We start from the raw sequence: 19,866 nt of genomic DNA, 5'->3' as shown, positions 1-19,866 counted from the left end.
CGCAGTCACTCTGGTGGCCGCAGAGCGGCAAGCGGGCCGTTTACCTCAGTTTTCCGATTGGAAATGTGACGTCATGATCCGGCGTAACATCATCCCCAGGCTGTTAACAGCACGCAGTCGGCAACGCTTTCTATACTCCCCGGCAATTCCGCAAATTGCGACATCATAACAAAGCCGCGCGCCATCTGTACGCTATCTCCAACATTGGTAACACACGTCTGTCATACGAGAGGGCTAAGCAAGCCTCCTTCGGCCCGCCCCGTCTCGACGGAACGACAGCGGGCAGCGCGTGAGTGAGGTCGAGAGTGAGCCGAGCAGCATTCCGGATCGGCTTGGTTGTCCAATGCGCTGTCGTCTGCGTCCTGCTCGGATCGTGCAACACGGTGAGCGGCATCGCGGATGCCGATACCAAGGACCCGGATGTCTTCGACAAGGTCCGCTCGGTCGACCTTTTGCCGCGATATCCGAACCAGTTGCCGCAGCGCGAGCTCTCCACCGGTCCACGCGCCAAGACCGCGATCTACGCTGCGGTCGCCGGCGACGATGCGCCGACCGCCACGTCCTCGCAGCAGGCGACCGTCAGTGCCGAGCGGTTCGAGCTCAATTTCGACAATTCTCCGATTGCCTCCGTCGCCAAGATCGTGCTCGGCGACATCCTCGGCGTCGGCTATGTCATCGACCCGCGCGTCCAGGGCAATATCAGCCTCTCCTCGGGCCGCCCGATCCCCAAATCCGACGTCGTGTTCGCGCTCGAGAACGCGCTGCGGATCGGCGGCGTCGCCCTGGTGCGCGACGATACCGGATACCGGCTGATGCCGCAGGGCGATGCGGTCGGCGCCGGGGTGGCCGATGCCTCCGATCGCATGACGCCGGGCTACGGCGTAACGGTGGTGCCACTGCAATATGTCTCGGCCCAGACCGTCATCAAGCTGGTCGACAGCTTTGCCACCAAGCAAGGCATGATCCGCGCCGACACCAACCGCAATTTGATCCTGATCCAGGGCTCCGGCAGCGAGCGCCGCAATGCGGTCGATCTCGTGCTGAGCTTCGATGCCGATTTCTTGAAGGGACAATCGGTCGGGATTTTCCCGGTGCAGAACAGCAATCCGGGGCCGATCATCGCCGAACTCGAGAAGATCGTCGATTCCGGCGAAGGCGGCATGACGCAGGGCATGATCAAATTCCAGTCGATCGCCCGCATGAATGCCGTGCTTGCGGTGACGCGGAAGCCGGAGTTGCTCAATCGTGTCGAGACCTGGATCCGCCGCCTCGACAGCACCAACACCGGCCGCTCCGCGGTCCACGTCTACCGCGTGAAGTTCGGCGATGCCCGGCAGATCGCGCGCGTGCTCAACGATGTCTTCGGTGCGGGCGGCTCGTCCAGCTCTCCGTCTTCTCCGCTAGACGGCCCGGGTGGGCAGGTCGCGCCGGGATCTGGCCTTGCTTCGAGCTCGAGCGGCGGCTCAGCGCTCAGCCGCCTGTCCGCCGCCCCCAACCAATCGAGCACCGGCCTTGGCGCCAATTCGAGCGGACGCGCCGCGAGCTCCGGTGTTGCCGATGCCTCCTCCGGCGGTCAGCCCGCCTACGGCGCATCGTCCGCCTCGCAGGGCGGCGGCAGCCTGTTCGATAGCTCCGCAGCCGGACAGAATTCAGGCCGCGGCGGCGCGGGCCCAGGCAACGTCCTCGACGGCGTCCGCATCACCGCCGACAGCGTCAACAACACGTTGCTGATCTATGCGAGCCAGGAGCAGTACCGGATCATCGAGCAGACCATCAGGGAGGTCGATCAGCCGCAGCTCCAGGTCGCCATCGACGCCACGATCGCCGAAGTGACGCTCACCGACGACCTCCAGTACGGCATCCAGTCCTACATCATGAGCCGCGATGTCGGCCTCAAGCCCAATACCGGCTCTGTCGGCTTCAACGGCGCGACCTCCGTGGCCGCCGCAGCAGCCGATGTCGTGCTCCAGCGTGCCATCCCGGGCTTCAATTTCCTGGTCGGGTCGGCGCAGACGCCGCGCGCCGTGCTCAACGCACTGCATGCGATCACCGACGTCAAGGTGCTGTCGAACCCGTCCGTCGTCGTGATCGACAACCAGGTCGCGACCCTCCAGGTCGGTGACGAGATCCCGATCCAGACCGGAAGCGCGACCGTGCTGACCGGCAGCAACACCATCGCCAACACCACCGACTATCGCAGCACCGGCATCATCCTGCGCGTCGTGCCGCGGATCAATGCCAACGGCAATGTCAGGCTCGACGTCGAGCAGGAGATCAGCAATCCCGTCGCCAACTCGTCGTCGGGATCTTCGTCGACGTCGACCAACTCGCTGACGCCGACGGTGTCGACCCGCAAGGTGCGCAGCTCGGTTGCGGTCGCCAGCGGGCAGACGGTGCTGCTCGCGGGCCTGATCAGCGACACCCAGACCAAGACCCGCGCCGGCATTCCCGGGCTCGACCAGATTCCCGGCCTCGGCGAGGCCGTATTCGGCCAGACCGACAAGCAGGTCAAGCGCACCGAGCTGATCATCTTCATCCGCCCGCAGATCATCCGGGACGGTGCAGATGCGCATTTCGTCGCCGAGGAGCTGCGCACCAAGCTGCGCGGCACGATCAACGCGATCGGGCCGAAGCAGACGGCGCCGACGACTTACCGCTGAGACGAACAGGAGCGGTTCACGTGATCAGACCCAGCATCATCTTTGTCGTTGCCCTCCTGCTGGGACTGGCCTCGACGAGTATCGCTCGCGCGGATGCGCTCAGTGCCGGAACCGGCGCCTTCAATCGCGGCGACTACAACACGGCCGCCCGCCTGCTGCTGCCCCAGGCGGAGCGCGGCAATGCCCGCGCGCAAGGGATGGTCGGCTTCATGTATGCGACCGGGCAAGGCCTGCCGCAGGCGTACGACGCGGCGGGCTACTGGTACCGGCTGGCCGCCGAGCAAGGCGATACCACCTCGCAATATCTGCTCGGCCTTGCCTACGACAAGGGCCAGGGCGTGCCGCAGGACGACGTCGCCGCCTACAAATGGCTGAACCTTGCGGCCGCACATGCACCGAAGAAGACGCGCGAGAATTTCGCCAAGCTGCGCAACGCCGTCGCGTCGAAGATGAGCCGCGGCCAGATCGCGGCCGGCCAATGGCATGCGCTGCGCTGGCCCGAAGAGTCTCCGTTCTGAGCGAAGGCGACGGTCGGGACTGCCGTCACATCAAAGATATGACGGCATAGCGTCGCTCTTAACAGAGATCACACCATCACCACCCTGCCCGGCCGCGATGGACCGGATCTGTACAATTTGAAGCAATTGCTTAGCCGGATCGCGAGCTGTCTCTGCCAACCTCCCCCGCGTAGGGAGCGTCGGGGGACGACATGCCGGGAATTCACAACGCAAGACAGAAGCTGGCAAGACAAAGGCTGGCAACGCTGGCGGCAGCAGCCGGCCTCGCGGCGGCCTGTCTGTCGATGGTGCAGCCGGCCCACGCGTTCCTGGTCCGCCCCACCCTGTTCGCCGCGGTCGGCGCCGTCACCAAGGCGCCCTCCGGCTGGCAACAATTCTGCGCGGAGAATGCCGAGGAATGCCGGCCCGGTGCCGATCAGGCCCGGGATGTCGTGCTCACGCCCGAATTGTTGCAGCAGCTCTACGAGATCAACAAATACGTCAACGATCGCGTCACCTGGACCAGCGACGACGTGCTCTACGGCAAGACCGAACGCTGGACGCTACCGCTCGATCGCGGCGATTGCGAAGACATGGTCCTGCTCAAGCGCAAAATGCTCGCCAAAGCGGGCTGGCCGCAGGGCTCGCTCCTGATCACCACGGTCGAGGAGCCCACTCCGGCCAGGGGGCGTCACGCCGTGCTGACCGTCCGCTCCGATCGCGGCGAGATGATCCTCGACAACCAGACGCCGGAAATCCTGTTCTGGTACGAGACCAAATACCGGTACCTTTCGCGGCAAAGCGCGGGCGACCCGAACGTCTGGGTGTCCTTCGGCGCCGGGCAGCCGAAGCCGCCGGCCCTTCCCGTCGAGCGCTAACCCTCCGGAATCCCCATCGATACGCCTTGCGGCCCGACCGATGCGCACCCGTGCGCAGCCGGCGCTGCGCGCGTCCGTAGATGGCGCAGCTGGAATCCGGCGTTTCGCCGCACTCTCCCATCGTCAACAGCACTATAACATAGTACACAGATCATGATATAAAAACATATCATTCCGATGGAATGATTCCCATTTCGAATTGTATCACCATCGCGACCCAACCCCTTAGAGCGCTCTTTTGAGGCATCAATGACCACTGAAGTCATATTTGGCGGCCCGACGACGGTCTCCGCCACCACCACAACGACCTACATCGTGCTCTCGGGCACGCTCGACGTCGCCGGCGGCGGCGTCGTGTCCGGCGCCACCGCCATCGGCCCCGGCAGCGTCATCATGATCGAGGCCGGCGGCACCGCCAACAACTCGACCGTCGTCGGCGGCGTGCAGTTCAACTACGGCACGGCCAGCGGCGTCGTCATCTCCAATGGCGGCGTCCAGCACGTCTATGGCGGCACCGCCAGCAACGTCGTGATCAGCGCCGGCGGCTACCAGGACGTCATGAACGCCACGGTCGACGGAACGACGCTGGCGGGCTCTCAGCAAGTGCATATCGGCGGCGTGACCTACGCAACCGTCATCGTCAGCGGCGGCAACGAGTTCGTGGCGGCCGGCGGCACCACCAACGGGACGATCATCTCGTCGGGCGGCCTGCAATATGTCGGCACGGACGGCACCGCCAACGGTACCGCGATCAACAACGGCGGATACCAGTACGTCCTCGGCACCGGCAACGACAGCGTCGTGTTCGGCGGCGGCGTTCAGGAAGTCGCCGGCACGACCAACAACACCACCGTCAACAGCGGCGGCATTCAGCGCGTCGTGCTGGACGGCACCGCGGTCACGACGACGGTCCAGGCCGGCGGCTTCCAGCAGGTCAACAGCGGCAGCGCGCAGGGCAGCCAGGTCAGCGGCAGCCTCCAGGTCGTGGGCACCGGGACGTCGACCGACACCGTGATCCTGGCCGGCGGCAACGAATATATCGGCTCCGGCGCTGCGGCGACGGGAACGACGGTCAACGCCGGCGCCCTGCAATATGTCGATGTCGGCGGCTCGGCTGCTTCCACGACGGTCAACGGCGGCTTCGTTTTCGTCGCCGGCTCGGCCTCGGGTGCGACCGTCAACAGCGGCGAGTTCGATGTGGCAGGCAGCGCCAGCAACACGCATCTCGCCGGCGGCACCGAATATGTCTATGCTGGCGGCGTCCAGAACGGCGTCGATTTTGCTGGCTCAGCCTCGACGCTTTATCTCGAGGACGCGGCTGGCCTGACCGGCACGATCTCGAATTTCGAGATCGGCGACGTCATCGACTTCCGCAGCCTCGCGGTGACCTCCTACGAATTCGATGGCGCGACGCTCACGCTGACGACCGGCAACGGCGCTCTCGCCTATCAGTTCGCAGGCGTCGAGGCCGGCACCGCGTTGAACGTGAGCTCCGACGGCCATGGCGGTACCTCGGTATCGCTGTCGCTGCTGTCGCAGTTCTCGGCGAGCCTGGTGCCGGACGCCGGCGAAGGCGCGATCACGCCGCAGGGCTCCGATCCTGAGAGCGCCCAGCTCGTTCACGCCCAGAGCTGAGTCCGACGACATCGCCGTACCGGAACACGCATCCCGGTACGGCCTTCCCGCGCCGTCAGAGCCAGGCTCCGGCCAGGACCACCGGGCGAAAGCCCCGCCATTCTTCTCCCGTGAAATTGCGAACACTGCAGATCGCGACAACGCGCGAGCCGGAGCATCGGCGGCAGCGCTGACGTCATTGGCGCGTGCCTGCACGAGAGGCAGATCGGGCGATTGCATAACCCTCGAAGCACTCGCCTTGGCTGCGCCGGCAAAAGCCGCCCCATATCATTCAGATAACATTATTCCGGACATAATGCCGCACGCTGCGCAAAAATGTATCATAAAACATCATAAATAGATCGTTTAGAGCCCGTGCAGGTTCGACGCATTCCTGCCGCGTCCCGCGGCGGTCGCGTGGAATTCAGATCTTCAGCGCTCCCTTCAGCATCACTCGAGGTTATGTTATGACCACCGTCGTAAAAATGGGTACCGAATTTCAGGTCAATAGCCAGACAACCGGCGGCCAGTGGTATCCCTCCGTCACCGGTCTTTCCAATGGCGGCTTCGTCGTCACTTGGCAGGACGGTCTCGCCGGCTATAACGGCAGCGGCAGCAGCACGCTCGGCGACACCAGCGGCTCCGCGGTCAAGGCCCAGCTCTATGCGGCCGACGGCAGCAAGGTTGGCGGCGAATTCCTGGTCAACACCCAGACCACCGGCTCGCAGGCCACCCCGGTCGTGACCGGCCTGTCCAACGGCGGCTTCGTCGTCTCCTGGCAGGACCAGAACTCCACCAGCGGCGACATCAAGGCGCAGATCTACGGCGCCAACGGCGCTCCGGTCGGCGGCGAGTTCCTGATCAACTCCGTCACCGCCAACAACCAGAACACCCCCGCCATCACCGGCCTGCCCAATGGCGGCTTCGTGGTCGCCTGGACCAACCAAGGCTCGTCGGCTCCCGACGTCAAGGCACAGGTCTATGATGCGAGCGGCGCCAAGGTCGGCTCCGAATTCCTCGTCAACTCCACCAGCGTCTACGATCAGGAGCGCGCCTCGATCGCCACGCTCGGCAACGGCGACTTCGTCGTCACCTGGAACGACTTCCGCACCGGCAATTGGGAAGTCCGCGGCCAGGTGTTCCACCCGACCGCGAGCGGCGCCAGCAAGGTCGGCTCCGAATTCACCGTCGACACCGCCTTCTACAACAGCCGCATGGTTGCCGGCGTGACCGGTCTTGCCAATGGCAATTTCGTCATCAGCTTCGAGGACACCAGCGGCGAGGTGCGCGCGCAGGTCTTCACCGCGGGCGGCGCCAAGGTCGGCTCGGAATTCCAGGTCAACACCCAGACCGGCGGCAACCAGGGCTTTTCGAGCATCACCGCGCTGACCAGCGGCGGCTTCGTCGTGACCTGGTCGGACGAAGGCACCGCCGACGGCAGCGGGTCCGCCATCAAGGCGCAGGTCTATGATGCGGCCAGCGGCAAGATCGGCGGCGAGTACCTCGTCAACTCGCAGACCAACAGCTATCAGTACTATCCGACCGTCGCGGCGCTCGCCAATGGCGGCTTCGTCATCTCCTGGCAGGACTTCAGCCAGACGCTCGGCGACAGTTCCTCCTACGGCATCACCGCGCAGGTCTTCAATCTGTCGAACGCCCCGACCGCACCGGCCATCGTCTCGGTCACCGACGACGTCTCGCCGAACTCCGGCGTGCTCGCCAGCGGTGCCAGCACCAACGACACCAACCTGACCGTCCGCATCGCCACCGGCAGCAATTTTGCCGGCGACGTCGTGCAGCTGTTCGACGGCCAGACCGCGCTCGGCACCGCCGTGACGCTCTCGCTCGCCGATATCGCGCGCGGCTACATCGACATCCAGACCGGCGTGCTCGGCAATGCGGCCCACGCCATCACGGCCAAGGTCACCGACACCACCGGCGCGGTGAGCGATGCCGCCGCCGCGATCAACGTGACCGTCGACACGGTTGCCCCGGCGGTCGGCGTCACCGGCGTGACGCTCGACACCGCCAACCTGCCCACCGTGACGGTGAGCGGCACCACTGAAGCCGGACTTCTGGTCTCGGTCTATGACGGTGCGACCCTGGTCGGCACCACCACGGCCGGCGCCAATGGCTCCTGGAGCCTTGCCGGCGTGACGCTGGTGGAAGGCGCCAACAACCTGACCGCCAAGACCGCCGATGCGGCCGGCAATGCCGGCACCTCGACCGTCTTCGCGGCGCCGACGCTGGTCTCGACCAGCACGGTTTCGGTGACCTCGGCGACGACGACCTCGCAGGGCTATGTCGTGCTCGGCGACGGCACCCTCGATGTCGTCACCGGCGGCAACGTCGCCGGCCAGATCACGATCGGCAATGGCGGCGTCGTCGACGTCCTGACCGGCGCGACCACTGAGCACACCGACGTCCTCAACGGCGGCGTGCAGTTCGACTACGGCACCGCCAACGACACGGACGTGAAGTCCGGCGGCGTGCAGCACATCTATTTCGGTGGCAGCGCCACCGGCACGAGCGTTGCGGCGGGCGGCTACCAGGACGTCTACACGAACGCGACCGTCACCGGCACCACCCTCGCCGGCCAGCAGCAGGTGCTCGCGGGCGGCACCGCGATCGACACCCTCGTCGAGAACGGCGGCTACCAGTATGTCGGCGACGGCGGCCACACTGCGGGCACGGTGATCAACACCGGCGGCCTCCAGTACGTCGACACCGGCGCGAGCGCGGATGACACCGTCATCAACGGCGGCTTCCAGTTCGTCAATGGCTCGACGAACGGCGGCTCGGTTGAAGGCGGTCACGCGCAGACCGGCGGCGTTGCGACCAACGTGACGGTCAAGAACGGCGGCGCCCAGCACGTCTACAACGGCGGCAGCGCGACCGGCACGACGGTCGAGGCAGGCGCCTTCCAGGACGTCTTCCACGGCTCGGTGACCGGCACGACCCTCTCGGGTTCCCAGCAGGTGCTGGACGGCGCCACCGCCGACCAGACCGTGATCCAGAGCGGCGGCAACGCCTATGTGGGCGCGGGCGGTGCGGTGACCGCGACCACGGTCAACGCGGGCGGCCTGCTCTATGTCGACGCCGGCGGTTCGGCTGCCGGTTCGACGATCGACGGCGGCTTCGCCTGGGTTGCCGGCACGGCCTCGAACACGACGCTGAACAGCGGCGAACTCGACGTCACGGGCTCGGCCACCGGCACGCATCTGGCCGGCGGCGTCGAGCACGTGCTTGCGGGCGGCGTCCAGAACGGCGTCGACTTTGCCGGCGCGGCCGCGACGCTGACGCTCGACAACGCGGCCGGTCTCACCGGCACCGTCGCGAACTTCGAAGTCGGTGACACGATCGACCTGCTCAATCTCTCGGTCTCCTCGTTCACCTTCGACGGTTCGACCCTGACGCTTGCCACGAACTCGGGCAGTGTTGCCTATCAGTTCGCGGGCGTGCAGTCCGGCACCGAGCTCAACGTCGCCGACGACGGCCATGGCGGCACCGCGATCTCGCTGTCGCTGCTGGTGCAGCAATCGGCGAGCATCGTTCCAGATGCCGGCATCGAGAGCAGCCTCGTGTCTCCGGACACCACGCAGCAGCAGCCCACGCTGGCCAGCCAGGGCTGACCCGGCTCATACGAGGCCTGCGCACCGGGGTTCGCCCCGGTGCGCAATGCGTACGATCGCGCCGCGGACCGCCCAATCGGGCCCTTATGTGAGCGATCTGACATAGTTATCAAACCGTAACATAGCCGCGTTAGCTATCGGCCGCCCTGCCGTCCGGCCGGACACCCGTCCGTGAGATCGTCCGGACCCGACCCGCGGAAATGTGCTGCCGATGAGCCTGAACGAGACCATGTCGCGGGATGCCGCCGCAAAGGAGCCGCCGGTCCAGGCCGTTCCGAAGCCGCCGGCCGATCCCGGCCTCACCGCGCTCGTCATGATGCTGCAGTTCCTCGGCGTCCCCGCCGAGCCGGAGCAGCTCCGCCATCAGCTCGGCGTCACCGAGGTCGGCATCACCGAGATTCTGCGCTGTACCCGGCAGTTCAACATCAAGTCCCGCGTGGTGAAGACGAGCTGGGACCGGCTCGACAAGACCCCGCTGCCGGCCATCGTCCCCTTGCGCGACGGCGGATTCCTGATCCTGGGCAAGGCCGGTGACGGCAAGGCCATCGTGCAATATCCGGGCTCGCCGCGCCCGCAGATTCTGACCAAGGCGCAGTTCGAGGTGATCTGGGACGGCCGCATCCTCCTGATGACCAGGCGCGCCGGCCTTGCCGATCTGTCGCGGCGCTTCGACATCACCTGGTTCATGGGCGCGATCAACCGCTATCGCGGCCTGCTCGGCGAAGTCCTGCTCGCCTCGTTCTTCCTCCAGATCTTCGCGCTGGTCTCCCCGCTGTTCTTCCAGGTGGTGATCGACAAGGTGCTGGTGCACCGCAGCCTCGGCACGCTGGATGTCCTCGTCGTCGGCATCGTCGCTATCTCGATCTTCGAGGTCGTGCTTGGCGCGCTGCGCACCTATCTGTTCTCGCACACCACCAACCGCATCGACGTCGAGCTCGGCGCGCGGCTGTTCCGCCATCTGCTGGCGCTGCCGCTGTCCTATTTCCAGGCGCGCCGTGTCGGCGACACCGTGGCGCGGGTGCGGGAGCTGGAGAATTTGCGCAATTTCATCACGGGGTCTGCGCTGACGCTGGTGATCGATCTGTTCTTCACCTTCGTCTTCCTCGGCCTGATGGCGTTCTACTCGCCGCTGCTGACCGCGATCGTGCTGGCGTCGTTCCCGCTCTACATCGTGATCTCGGCCGGCGCCACGCCGCTGTTCCGCCACCGTCTCGACGAGAAGTTCAAGCGCGGCGCGGAGAACCAGTCGTTCCTGGTCGAGAGCGTCACCGGCGTCGAGGCGCTGAAGGCGATGGCGGTCGAGCCGCAGATGCAGAAGCGCTGGGAGGAGCAGCTCGCCGGCTACGTCGCCTCGAGCTTCCGCGTCGTCAATCTCGGCAATGTCGCGAGCCAAGCGGTGCAGTTCGTCAGCAAGATCAACATGGCGCTGCTGCTCTATTTCGGCGCCAAGCTGGTGATCGACGGCAACCTCACGGTCGGCGAGCTCGTCGCCTTCAACATGCTGTCGGGCCGCGTCACCGCCCCGGTGCTGCGGCTCGCCCAGCTCTGGCAGGATTTCCACCAGGCCCGGCTGTCGGTCGAGCGGCTCGGCGACATCCTCAACACCACGCCCGAGCCGAGCCATCGTCCCGGGCGCGCGGCGCTGCCCGCCATACGCGGCGACATCACCTTCGAGCATGTCGGCTTCCGCTATCGCATCGACGGACCGCAGATCCTGAACGACATCACCCTGAAGATTCCGGCCGGCCAGATCGTCGGCATCGTCGGCACCTCCGGCTCCGGCAAGAGCACGCTCGGAAAGCTGATCCAGCGGCTCTATCTGCCGGAGAGCGGCCGCGTGCTGGTCGACGGCAACGATCTTGCCGCCGTCGATCCGACCTGGCTGCGCCGGCAGGTCGGCGTCGTGCTGCAGGAGAACGTGCTGTTCAACCGCTCGGTGCGCGACAACATCGCGCTGGCCGACCCCGCGCTGCCGATGGAGCGCGTGGTGGCCGCGGCCAAGCTTGCCGGTGCGCACGAGTTCATCCTCGAACTTCAGGACGGCTACGACACCGTGATCGGCGAGCGCGGCAGCACGCTCTCCGGCGGCCAGCGCCAACGCATCGCGATCGCACGCGCGCTGACGACCAATCCGCGCGTCCTGATCTTCGACGAGGCTACATCCGCGCTCGATTATGAGAGCGAGCGCGTGATCCAGCAGAACATGCGCGAGATCACCGCGGGCCGCACCGTGCTGATCATCGCCCACCGTCTCTCGACCGTCCGCACCGCCGACCGCATCATCACCGTGGAGCGGGGCCGCATCGTCGAGGACGGCTCGCACGACCAGTTGATCCGCAGCGGCGGCCGCTACGCCACGCTGCACCGTGTCCAGGCAGGCATCCATGAAGTCGGCTAAGGCCTTGATGGACGCTCTGCGCAGCCCGACGCACACGCGCGACGAGCTGGCGTTCCTGCCCGCGGCGCTCGAGATCGTGGACACCCCGCCCTCCCCGGTCGGACGCGCCATCTCCGCGTCCATCTCCGCGGTGTTCCTGATCGCGCTGGTGTGGGCCAGCATCGGCACCGTCGACATCATCGCGACCGCCACCGGCAAGATCGTGCCCGACGGCCGCACCAAGGTGATCCAGCCGTTCGAGACCGCGGTGGTGCGCGCCATCCACGTGCAGGACGGCCAGCGCGTCAAGGCGGGCGACCTCCTGATCGAGCTCGATCCCACCATGAGCCAGGCCGAGCTCGGCCATCTCCAGAGCGATCTGCTCGCAAGCGAGCTCGACATCGCGCGCCTGCACGCTGCGCTCGCTGGCGGCGATCCCGGCAAGTTCATCGCGCCCGCGCGCGCGACCACCGAGCAGATCCGCACCGCCAAGCGCTTCCTGGCCTCGCAGGCCGCCGAGCAGGCCTCGAAGATCACCTCGCTGGAATGGCAGGGCACGCAGAAGAAGGCCGAGCGATCGACCACCGAGGCGACGATCGGCAAGATCAGCGCGCTGATCCCGATCATGCAACAGCGGGTCGACGTGCGAAAATATCTCGTCGACCGCGAGTTCGGCTCGAAACTGCAATATTTGACGGAGACGCAGGATCTGGTCGCGCAACAGCAGGAACTGCTGGTCCAGAAGAGCCACTATGCCGAGGCCGATGCCGCCGTCGGCGGCATCGAGGAGACGCTGCGGCGGACCGAGGCGGAATATCAGCGCGGCCTGTTCGACGAGCTCGCCAAGGTCGAGCAGAAGGCGGCAGGCCTGCGCCAGGACATCGTCAAGGCCGAGCAGCGCACCAGCCTGCTCCGCCTCACCGCGCAGGAGGACGGCATCGTCCAGCAGCTCGCGGTGCATTCGGTCGGCGGCGTCGTGACCCCCGCGCAGACGCTGATGGTGGTGGTGCCGACCAGCGGCGGCCTCGAGATCGAGGCGATGATCTCGAACAAGGACATCGGCTTCGTCCAGCCCGGCGAGGAAGCCGCGATCAAGGTCGACACTTTCAGCTTCACCCGTTACGGCCTGCGCAGTGGCAAGGTGCTCAGCGTCTCCCAGGACGCCATCGTTCGCCAGAAGCCGCCGGAAAAGCCCGGCGACACCCCCGCCGGCACCGACACCGCCTCCAGCGAGCCCAAGGGCCAGGAGTTGGTCTACTCCGCCCGCGTCTCGCTCGACCGCTCGCAGATGGACATCGACGGCCGCACGGTCAACCTCGCGCCCGGCATGGCGGTGACGGTGGAGATCAAGACGGGGACGCGGAAGATCATCAGCTACGTGGTGTCGCCGCTGATACGTTATGGGCAGGAGAGCTTGAGGGAGCGGTGAGCGAGCGATTGACCCGCAAGAGGCGCTGGGCTGCTCAGTCCAGACCAGCGCTGGAGCGGGTGAAGGGAATCGAACCCTCGTATTCAGCTTGGAAGGCTGCTGCTCTACCATTGAGCTACACCCGCATCACCGGCTCCCTAACACGGCCGGGCGGCGGTCTCAACTGCCCCAGCTATGGCTTTATCGCCTGGAAAGCGGCCCGGGGCCGCCTTCCTCCCCTTGTGCACAGGGCCGGTTCCCCCCGCTGCCACCCTCCCCTTAACAGCGGCGGCCTGCCGGCCTATATTGGAATCTTCCGCAACCAACGAAAGGAGGTGATCCAGTGTCTCTTACCAAGCGCTGTCACCTCGCTGGGATCGCCCGCTAAGTTCTGAGAAGGGCTTGGCATCGGGGCGCTCTCAGCCCTGGACCAGCGAGCACGAAATCGGGCGCGACGGGGTTTTCCCCGCCGCGCCTTTTCCTTTGGGATTTGCCTTCATCGGCGGGCCGGCTCAGATCGTGCGGAGCCATTCGCGCATGGCGACGGCGGCGATCAGCGTGCCGACGCACCAGGCCATGACCGCCCGGTGGGGCTCATCGCCGAGCAGCACGGTGAAGATGCTCGCGAGCAGGCATGGCGCGATCGCCTTGCTGGACCTGCTCACGAGCGAGAGCAGGAGCGGCATCGCGGCAATCGATATCTGCAGGATGCTCATTGTCGCAGGCTGTCTCAAAGCGCGCAGCTTCAGAAGCCGCAGACGTTCGGCGCGCGCGGGCGCTTGCCGCGGCGGCTTTCGACGATGCGCTCGCCGCCGTTCTCGGCCGAGCTGCCGTAATAGCGGTGGTGGCCGCTCTGGTCGTGCAGATCCGCGGTATCAGACTTTCCCGCCCGACGCGCGTCGCAGATGATCCTGATGGTCGACATGGCCGCCTCCGAAGTGTTCTTGGTGGCCATCAGTCGCCTCGGCTTTGGGCAGCGTTCACCCCGCAAGGCCGCAATCGGGTTTCAGGACGGTTTCGTCACGCCCGTCGCGACGCAATATTTTCGTCGGCGGGCTTGTCGGATTCGACGGCGGTGATACGTCCTTCGGACAGCGGACTCATAAGCAACCGAGGTGACGATGCTCTACGCCATCCTGGCCTATCACGTGGAAGACGAGCTCCTGGCCTGGACGCCGGAGCAGGACGCGGCCGTCGTCGCCAAGGTCATCGAGGTTCAGGCGCCCTTGCGGGCCAGCGGACATTTGGGGCCGGCCGCCCGCCTGGACGACACCAGAAAGGCCCACACCTTGCGCGGCCCCGGCGCGGGCATGGTGCTGGACGGCCCGTTTGCCGAGACCAAGGAGCAGCTTCTCGGCTTCCATCTCGTGGACTACGACACCGACGAAGAGGCCATCGCGGCGGCGCGGACGCTGCGTCAGGTCAATCCGACTGCGGTCTACGAGATTCGCCCGGTCAAGCTTTTCGTGCCGGCCGACGGGTTCGGCACGACACGGGGCTAAGAATCGGCCTTACGCGCCCGGCCCGGTCCGCGCGCCATAGAAGCGCTGGATCAGGAGGCCGCCGAAGGCAATGAACCACAGGAAGGGCGCGGCGTGCGGCGCGAAGGCCGCCACGATCGTGCCCGGAATGAACACGAGCAGCGGAAACAGCGAGGCCATGATCTCATGGCTCCAGCCGCCCAATATCCGCCACCAGAGCCAGGCGTTGAGGCCGGCGATCGCGCTCAGATGCACGCCATAGAGCACGGCGACAGCGCTGCTCATGGGATAGTTGGTGTAGAGGCCGTTGGTCACCGGCAGCAGCACGATCGACAGCAGGAAGAACAAATTGAGCATTACCGCGCCGCGGCTGCCCACCGGCTGGCGCGCCAGCCGCCGGTGATGGCTGATCCAGAACACGCCGGCGATGATGAAGCTGAGCGCGAAGCCGATCAGCTTGCCCGAATAGACCCGGGCCAGATCGTTCCAGTCGGGCGCGCCGGTGAACACGGCCGCCTTCGGCAAATCGTAGGCGAGCAGCGTCATGGCAACGCCGAAGATGGTGTTGCTGAGCGACTCCAGCCGCCGCATCTCGAACTGCTCGGGCTTGGACTCGGGCTTGGGTTCGGTCATGCCGGGTGCGCCGCTTCTCGGGCTGGAACTTTTATCCTGCTTTTCCCTAGGTGTTAAATCGAGCTCCGTCCAGCCGCATTGCGATTCGCGCCGCGATAGCCGATTCTCGCCGTTTCACCGGGGCGATTCGTGGCGACATATCTGGATACGCTCAATGCTGAGCAGCGCCGCGCCGTGGAGCATGGCGTGGCCGACGGCGTGACCGTGGGCGCCCCCCTGCTCGTCATTGCCGGTGCCGGCTCCGGCAAGACCAACACGCTGGCCCACCGCGTCGCGCATCTGATCGTCGCAGGCGCCGATCCGCGCCGCATCCTGCTGATGACGTTCTCCCGCCGCGCCGCCGCCGAGATGGCCGGCCGGGTCGAGCGTATCGCCCGAAAGGTGCTCGGCGAGAACAACGCCGCGATCATGCGCGATGCCCTCAGTTGGGCCGGCACCTTCCACGGCATCGGCGCGCGGCTGCTCCGCGAATATGCCGAGCGCATCGGTGTCGATCCCGCCTTCACCATCCACGACCGCGAGGATTCCGCCGACCTGATGAATCTCGTCCGGCACGAGCGCGGATTGTCGAAGACCGAGAGCCGCTTTCCCGCCAAGGGCACCTGCCTGTCGATCTACTCCCGCTGCGTCAATGCCGAGATGGAGATCGAGAAGGTGCTGGGGGCGCACTATCCCTGGTGCGCCGGCTGGGCGGCCGAACTGAAGGGCCTGTTCTCGGCGTATGTCGAAGCCAAGCAGTCTCAGCACGTGCTCGATTACGACGACCTGCTGCTCTACTGGTCGCAGATGATGAGCGACGCGCTGATCGCCGAAGAAATCGGCGGCCGCTTCGATCACGTGCTGGTCGACGAATATCAGGACACCAACCGCCTGCAATCCTCGATCCTGCTGGCGCTGAAGCCCGACGGCCGCGGGCTCACCGTGGTCGGCGACGACGCGCAGTCGATCTACTCGTTCCGCGCCGCCACCGTGCGCAACATCCTGGACTTCCCGCAGAGCTTCTCGCCGCGGGCCGAGATGATTACGCTCGACCGCAATTACCGCTCGACGCAGCCCGTGCTGGCGGCGGCCAACGGCGTCATCGGCCTTGCCCGCGAGCGCTTCACCAAGAACCTCTGGACCGACCGCACCGGCTCGCAAAAACCGCAGCTCGTCACCGTGCACGACGAAGCCGACCAGGCCCGCTACATCGTCGAGGAAGTGCTGGCCAACCGCGAGCAAGGCGCGCTGCTCAAGCACCAGGCGGTGCTGTTCCGCACGTCCTCGCATTCGGGCCCGATCGAGATCGAGCTGACCCGCCGCAACATTCCCTTCGTGAAGTTCGGCGGGCTGAAATTCCTCGACGCAGCGCACGTCAAGGACGTGCTGGCGCTGCTGCGCTTCGCCGAGAATCCGCGCGACCGCGTCGCGGGCTTTCGCATCCTGCATCTGTTGCCCGGCGTCGGCCCGGCGACCGCGCAGCGCGTGCTCGACCAGATGGCGGAGAGCACGGATCCGCTGTCCGTACTAGGCCAGCTCCCGGTGCCCGCGCGCACCGGCACCGACTGGACCGACTTCGTCCACACGGTCGAAAACCTGCGCTATTCGGAATGGCCGGTTGATCTCGAGCGCGTGCGGCTCTGGTACGAACCGCATCTCGATCGTATCCACGAGGAGTCCGAGACGCGCCGCGCCGACCTGATGCAGCTCGAGCAGATCGCGAGCGGCTATCCCTCGCGCGAGAAATTCCTCACCGAGCTCACGCTCGATCCGCCGGATGCAACCAGCGACAAATCCGGGCCGCCGCTCCGCGACGAGGATTATCTGATCCTCTCCACCATCCATTCCGCCAAGGGCCAGGAGTGGAAGTCGGTGTTCGTGCTCAACGTCGTCGACGGCTGCATGCCGTCCGACCTCGGCGCCGGCACCAGCGCCGAGCTCGAGGAGGAGCGACGCCTGCTCTATGTCGCGATGACGCGGGCCAAGGACGATCTGCACCTCGTCGTTCCCCAGCGCTTCTTCGTCCACGGCCAGGCCGCCAAGGGCGACCGCCACGTCTACGCCTCGCGCACCCGCTTCATTCCGGAATCCCTCGTCTATCTGTTCGAGCGCACCGCCTGGCCGAAGGCCGCCGCTGGCGCTGCGCGTACCGGCGCGCAGGGGCCGAAGGTCGACATCGGCGCGCGGATGCGGGGGATGTGGCGGTAGACGCAAGAGACCGGCGTCGGGACCTGTCAGGATAAAAGGAACCGCAGAGGTCCGCCATGAAAGCCGTCGTCGTCGAGCAATACGCCCCCATCGATCAGATCGCGCTGAAGGACGTTCCGTCTCCGCGGCTCGAGCCCGGACAGTTGCGCATTCGGGTTGAAGCGGCAGGCATCGGATTTGTCGACGGCTTGAAAATCCAGGGCCTTTACCAGACCAAGGATCCCCTACCTTTCATTCCCGGAACGGAGTTCGCGGGCGTTGTGGCGGAGGCTCCGGGCGAGCCGGCAGGCTATCGGCCCGGCATGCGCGTGATGGGCATGACGCGCTCGTGCGCGCTCGCCGAAGAGATCGTGGTCAAGCCTGAAGCACTCCACCCGCTGCCGGATGGCGTTGCAGCCGAGGTCGCCGCTTCATTCCGCGCCAATTATCTCACTGCGCTCTACGCACTGAGGCGCGCGCCATGATCGTCGCAGGCGAACAGTTGCTCGTGCTGGGCGCGGCCGGCGGCACCGGCACCGCGGCCGTGCAGATCGGCAAGCTGCTCGGCGCCCGCGTGATCGCGGCGGCATCGACAGAGGAGAAGCGCGCGTTCGCACGGGCGCACGGCGCCGACGCGGTGATCGACTACACGCAGGCCGGCTGGCGCGACACGTTCAAGGAGTTGACGGGAGGACACGGCGCAGACGTGATCTTCGATCCTGTCGGCGGCGAAATCTCGGTGCAGGCGTTTCGGTCCATCGCCTGGCGCGGACGCCATCTCGTGGTCGGCTTTGCCGCCGGCGCCATTCCCGCGCTGCCTTTCAATCTGCCGCTGCTCAAGGGCGGCGCCCTGCTCGGCGTCGACCTCGCGCAAATCCCAACGCGCGAGCCTGACATTCAGAAGCGCCTGATGTCGCAACTGACCGGATGGCTCGCCGATGGCAGACTGAAGCCCGCGGTCGGCCGCGTCTTCGCACTGGAAGACTTTCGCGAAGCATTCAAGACGATGCAAACGCGCTCCGCGCTCGGCAAGATGGTCGTGCGGATCTCGAAATAGGCCTCACGAACGGAAACCGAGCATTTCCGAAAGCCGCCTTGTGGCCTGGCTGCGGTTCATTACATCTCGCCGATCATCCCACAGAGACCTGATCGATGACCGCACCGCTCGAATTCGGACTGGATACCTTTGGCGACGTCACCAGGGATGCCTCCGGCGCCACGCTTGCGCATGCGCAAGTGATCCGCAACGTCGTCGACGAGGCGGTGCTGGCCGACGAGCTCGGCCTCGATTTCATCGGGCTCGGCGAGCACCACCGATCTGATTTCGCGATCTCCTCGCCCGAGACCGTGCTCGCGGCAATCGCGGCGCGCACAAAACGCATTCATCTCGGCTCGGCCGTGACGGTGCTCTCCTCGGACGACCCTATCCGCGTGTTCCAGCGCTTTGCGACGCTGGATGCACTCTCCAACGGCCGCGCCGAAGTGATCCTCGGCCGCGGCTCGTTCACGGAATCCTTTCCGCTGTTCGGATTCGATCTGCGCAAGTACGAAGAGCTGTTCGAGGAGAAGCTCGATCTGTTCGCCACCCTGCTGCCGCAGAAGCCGGTGAGCTGGGAAGGCAAGCTGCGTCCGCCGCTGAAGGATCAGCTGGTCTATCCCCTTGTCGAGAACGGCACGCTGAAGACCTGGATCGGCGTCGGCGGCAGCCCGAAATCGGTGGTGCGCGCGGCGCATTACGATCTGCCCCTGATGCTCGCTATCATCGGCGGCGATCCCGCGCGCTTTACGCCCTTCGTCGAGCTCTATCACCGCGCCTTCAAGGAGTTCGGCCGCGCCGCGCAGCCGATCGGCGTGCATTCGCCCGGCTATGTCGCCGAGACCGACGCGCAGGCACGCGAAGAGCTGTGGCCCCACTACAAGGCGATGCGCGACCGCATCGGCAAGGAGCGCGGCTGGCCGCCGATGGGCCGCGACGAGTTCGTCAGCGAGGCCGAGCACGGCTCGCTCTATGTCGGCTCGCCGGAAACGGTCGCGCGCAAGATCGCCAAGACTGCAAAGACGCTCGGCATTTCGCGCTTCCAGCTGAAATACTCGGCCGGGCCGTTGCCGCACGAGAAGCTGATGACGAGCATCGAGCTCTACGGGCGCAAGGTGGTGCCGATGGTGCGGGAGATGATGGGGTAGCTCGTTGAGCCGGTCCCGCCTACGGCCTGCAGGCTACGGCGTGACAGCCTTCGCTAGCTTCGCGTGACGATGATTTTGGCTGGCTTGCCGAGACGTAGCTCGCGAAGCGAGCGAAGGATGGTGGGGGAAGAAGGACTCGAACCTTCGAAGTCATAAGACGGCTGATTTACAGTCAGCTCCCTTTGCCACTCGGGACACTCCCCCGCTCGACGGCAGCACATCGGGCCGGACTTTCCGGCGACCGAAGACGGCCATGGAACTTGAAGCCGCAACAGCCCTGATGGGGACGCGACCGGGCGCGGTTATGGGCGAAACGGGTGGGCAAAGTCAACCAAG

Annotated in this window: 13 protein-coding genes, 2 tRNA genes and 1 pseudogene; 11 read left to right on the top strand and 5 right to left on the bottom strand. The window is 66.0% G+C overall.

Annotation, left to right across the window (positions count from 1 at the left end; genetic code table 11):
- Window positions 1-305 precede the first annotated feature (305 nt).
- The 7 genes from gspD (at window position 306) to WHZ77_RS12975 (ending at window position 13,087) form a co-directional block, all read left to right on the top strand.
- On the top strand, window positions 306-2,660 hold the full coding sequence (gene gspD, locus WHZ77_RS13005) for a type II secretion system secretin GspD (protein ID WP_375314017.1): 2,355 nt from the start codon (window positions 306-308) through the stop codon (window positions 2,658-2,660).
- A 20-nt stretch (window positions 2,661-2,680) separates the two neighbouring features.
- Complete coding sequence (locus WHZ77_RS13000; RefSeq protein WP_375314016.1) at window positions 2,681-3,178, top strand: tetratricopeptide repeat protein; 498 nt, start codon at window positions 2,681-2,683, stop codon at window positions 3,176-3,178.
- Window positions 3,179-3,369: 191 nt separating this feature from the next.
- Entirely contained in the window at window positions 3,370-4,035 is a 666-nt protein-coding gene (locus tag WHZ77_RS12995) for a transglutaminase-like cysteine peptidase (RefSeq protein WP_375314015.1), read from the top strand.
- 249 nt (window positions 4,036-4,284) lie between these two features.
- The gene (locus WHZ77_RS12990) at window positions 4,285-5,670 is read left to right on the top strand and encodes a hypothetical protein (RefSeq protein ID WP_375314014.1); all 1,386 of its coding nucleotides are present in this window, start codon (window positions 4,285-4,287) and stop codon (window positions 5,668-5,670) included.
- Between the two features lie 446 nt (window positions 5,671-6,116).
- On the top strand, window positions 6,117-9,281 hold the full coding sequence (locus WHZ77_RS12985) for a hypothetical protein (protein ID WP_375314013.1): 3,165 nt from the start codon (window positions 6,117-6,119) through the stop codon (window positions 9,279-9,281).
- 229 nt (window positions 9,282-9,510) lie between these two features.
- A complete protein-coding gene (locus WHZ77_RS12980) occupies window positions 9,511-11,679 on the top strand; it encodes a type I secretion system permease/ATPase (RefSeq protein WP_375314716.1) in 2,169 nt (722 codons plus the stop codon).
- A complete protein-coding gene (locus tag WHZ77_RS12975) occupies window positions 11,666-13,087 on the top strand; it encodes an HlyD family type I secretion periplasmic adaptor subunit (protein ID WP_375314012.1) in 1,422 nt (473 codons plus the stop codon). The genes WHZ77_RS12980 and WHZ77_RS12975 overlap by 14 nt, the downstream gene beginning before the upstream one ends.
- Before the next feature lie 51 nt (window positions 13,088-13,138).
- Here the strand turns inward: WHZ77_RS12975 and WHZ77_RS12970 are convergent.
- The 3 genes from WHZ77_RS12970 to WHZ77_RS12960 all read right to left on the bottom strand — a co-directional run bounded on the left by WHZ77_RS12970 (window position 13,139) and on the right by WHZ77_RS12960 (window position 14,021).
- Window positions 13,139-13,212 (bottom strand) — tRNA-Gly (locus tag WHZ77_RS12970).
- A 366-nt stretch (window positions 13,213-13,578) separates the two neighbouring features.
- Window positions 13,579-13,782 carry a hypothetical protein gene (locus WHZ77_RS12965; protein ID WP_375314011.1) on the bottom strand — a complete coding sequence of 68 codons (204 nt, stop codon included), beginning with the start codon at window positions 13,780-13,782 and terminating at the stop codon, window positions 13,579-13,581.
- A 29-nt stretch (window positions 13,783-13,811) separates the two neighbouring features.
- The gene (locus WHZ77_RS12960) at window positions 13,812-14,021 is read right to left on the bottom strand and encodes a hypothetical protein (RefSeq protein WP_375314010.1); all 210 of its coding nucleotides are present in this window, start codon (window positions 14,019-14,021) and stop codon (window positions 13,812-13,814) included.
- 166 nt (window positions 14,022-14,187) lie between these two features.
- Here WHZ77_RS12960 and WHZ77_RS12955 point away from each other — a divergent pair, with 166 nt between their 5' ends.
- Window positions 14,188-14,568 (top strand): YciI family protein, encoded by a 381-nt coding sequence (locus WHZ77_RS12955; RefSeq protein WP_375314009.1) that lies wholly within the window; start codon window positions 14,188-14,190, stop codon window positions 14,566-14,568.
- 9 nt (window positions 14,569-14,577) lie between these two features.
- Here the strand turns inward: WHZ77_RS12955 and WHZ77_RS12950 are convergent, their stop codons facing one another.
- On the bottom strand, window positions 14,578-15,180 hold the full coding sequence (locus tag WHZ77_RS12950) for a TMEM175 family protein (RefSeq protein ID WP_375314008.1): 603 nt from the start codon (window positions 15,178-15,180) through the stop codon (window positions 14,578-14,580).
- A gap of 129 nt (window positions 15,181-15,309) precedes the next feature.
- Between WHZ77_RS12950 and WHZ77_RS12945 the strand changes: the two genes are divergently transcribed.
- The 3 genes and pseudogenes from WHZ77_RS12945 to WHZ77_RS12935 all read left to right on the top strand — a co-directional run bounded on the left by WHZ77_RS12945 (window position 15,310) and on the right by WHZ77_RS12935 (window position 19,530).
- Entirely contained in the window at window positions 15,310-17,367 is a 2,058-nt protein-coding gene (locus tag WHZ77_RS12945) for an ATP-dependent helicase (RefSeq protein ID WP_375314007.1), read from the top strand.
- A 56-nt stretch (window positions 17,368-17,423) separates the two neighbouring features.
- A pseudogene (locus WHZ77_RS12940) lies at window positions 17,424-18,403 on the top strand (NADPH:quinone oxidoreductase family protein).
- A 95-nt stretch (window positions 18,404-18,498) separates the two neighbouring features.
- Window positions 18,499-19,530: an LLM class flavin-dependent oxidoreductase gene (locus tag WHZ77_RS12935; protein ID WP_375314006.1), complete on the top strand. Its 1,032-nt coding sequence runs from the start codon at window positions 18,499-18,501 to the stop codon at window positions 19,528-19,530.
- A 118-nt stretch (window positions 19,531-19,648) separates the two neighbouring features.
- On the opposite strand, the gene WHZ77_RS12930 is transcribed toward WHZ77_RS12935, so the two are convergent.
- A tRNA-Tyr gene (locus tag WHZ77_RS12930) sits at window positions 19,649-19,734 on the bottom strand.
- Window positions 19,735-19,866 lie beyond the last annotated feature (132 nt).

This window comes from Bradyrhizobium sp. A5 (genome assembly GCF_042076515.1).
Lineage (GTDB): Bacteria > Pseudomonadota > Alphaproteobacteria > Rhizobiales > Xanthobacteraceae > Bradyrhizobium > Bradyrhizobium cosmicum.
This window is presented reverse-complemented; position numbering and strand designations above follow the sequence as displayed.